Origin of the sequence: Micromonospora maritima, assembly GCF_902825405.1 — a bacterium.
Classification (GTDB): domain Bacteria; phylum Actinomycetota; class Actinomycetes; order Mycobacteriales; family Micromonosporaceae; genus Micromonospora; species Micromonospora maritima.
In genome coordinates, this window is record NZ_CADEAU010000770.1 from 1 (window position 1) to 1,819 (window position 1,819).

At 75.4% G+C, this 1,819-nt stretch carries 1 protein-coding gene and 1 pseudogene; one reads left to right on the forward strand and one right to left on the reverse strand.

Going from position 1 to position 1,819, the window contains the following annotated elements; all coding sequences use genetic code 11:
- Positions 1-599 (reverse strand): annotated as a pseudogene (locus tag HUW36_RS32115) (hypothetical protein); the annotation flags it as partial.
- Between the two features lie 123 nt (positions 600-722).
- Here HUW36_RS32115 and HUW36_RS32120 point away from each other — a divergent pair.
- A complete protein-coding gene (locus tag HUW36_RS32120) occupies positions 723-1,670 on the forward strand; it encodes an aldo/keto reductase (protein ID WP_217428917.1) in 948 nt (315 codons plus the stop codon).
- Positions 1,671-1,819 lie beyond the last annotated feature (149 nt).

Sequence of the window (1,819 nt, forward strand, 5' to 3'; positions counted from 1 at the left end):
GACGATGGCGGCGGCCGCGCGCCGCCGGGCGGGCCGGGAGGCCAGCAGCACCACGCCGCCGACCGCCACGGCGGCCAGCACGGCGAGGAAGAACGCGAAGAGCGCCCACTTGTACGCCAGCGGCGGACCGGTGGGCGAGTACAGCCCGGTGGACGCGCCATGCACTTCCAGCCGACCTGGTCCAGCGCCACCCCGGCGACGGTGAGCACGTACAGCGCGGTCAGGGTGAGTGCCAGCACCCGGCACAGCGCCTTCGTCACCGTCGTGCCGGCCGGGCCCTGACCGTCCGGCCGCATCCACAGCGCCACGTTGCCGAGCATGAAGGGCAGCAGGAAGACCAGGGACACGGTCCGGACCGCGGTGCCGGAGGGCAGCTCGCTCCACCGGTACGCCTCCAGGACCACCCCGCCCGGCCCACGGGTGTCGGGGTATCCCGGCGGGGGACGGTGGAAGCCGCCGCTGCGGTCGCCGGCGACCTGGCGCGTGCTCGGCCGGTCCAGGATCCGCCGCGCGTCGGCGCCGGAGACGCCGTGCACCCGCAGTTCGACCACGTCGCCGGCGGCGGAGGGCGGGCGCGGCGGTCCCGGGGTGTCCGCCATGGGCCCCTCCAGAGTCGTCGCCGGCCGGCGTCCGGTCGTCCGCGTGGCGGCTCGCGCCTACCCGTTCCGCCGGCGATCACGCCTGCCCCGCCCGTCCCGGTACGGCTGTGCTATCCAGGTCCCATGGCCGACATCCGCGATCACCGACTGCTCTACGGCTGCATGGGCCTGGGCGGCGACTGGAACACCGAACCGTACGGCGCGCGGGAGATAGCGGCGGCGGAGGCGGCGGTGGAGGCCGCCCTGGAGATCGGCGTCACCGCGTTCGACCACGCGGACATCTACCGCCACGGCAAGTCCGAGGCCGTCTTCGGCGAGGTGCTCGCCCGCGCGCCGGACCTGCGGTCGCGCATCCTGCTGCAGACCAAGTGCGGCATCCGGTTGGACGGCGACGCCGGGCCGGGCCGGTACGACCTGCGTGGGACGCACATCGTGCGCAGCGTCGAGGAGAGCCTGGCCCGGCTGCGCACCGACGTGATCGACGTGCTGCTGCTGCACCGCCCGGATCCGTTGGCCGACCCGGAGGACGTGGCGGAGGCGCTGGGCTCGCTGCACCGGCAGGGTCTGGTCCGGCAGTTCGGCGTGTCGAACATGGCGGCGGCCCAGATCGCCCACCTCCAGGCGCCGCTGGAGATTCCCCTCGTGGTCGACCAGTTGGAGATGAGCCTGGCCCGCCGGGACTGGGTCGAGGCGGGGGTCCTGGTGAACACGGCGGCGTCCACGGCGACCGGCTTCCCGTTGGGCACCGTCGAGTACTGCCGGGCGAACCGGATCGGTCTGCAGGCCTGGGGCCCGCTCGCCGGGGGACGCTTCACCGGCGCTGCCCGGACGCCGGGCGACCGCGCCACGGCGGACCTGGTCGCGGCGCTCGCCGAGCGCCGGGGGACCACCCCGGAGGCGGTGGTCCTGTGGTGGGTCCAGCGGCATCCGGCCGGCGTGGCGCCGGTGATCGGCACGGCGCGTCCGGACCGGATCCGGGCGTGCCGGGACGCCGTCGCGCGCGAGCCGGAGTTGACCCGCGAGGAGTGGTACGAGCTGTGGCTGGCCGCCCGGGGCGAGCCGCTGCCCTGACCCCGCCGGCGCTGCGGGGACGACCGCGCGGCCGTCCCCGGAGCGTGGTGGGCGCTCACCACCGCGGGCCTGCTCGCCGACGCGGAAGGGACGACCCCGATGCCGAGCAGCTCACTGGTGCCGAACGGCATGTCGACGATCTCGAACTC

What these genes read in the sequence shown, in the direction of transcription:
- HUW36_RS32120 (WP_217428917.1), top strand. Translation starts at nt 723, where the DNA reads ATGGCCGACATCCGCGATCACCGACTGCTCTACGGCTGCATGGGCCTG.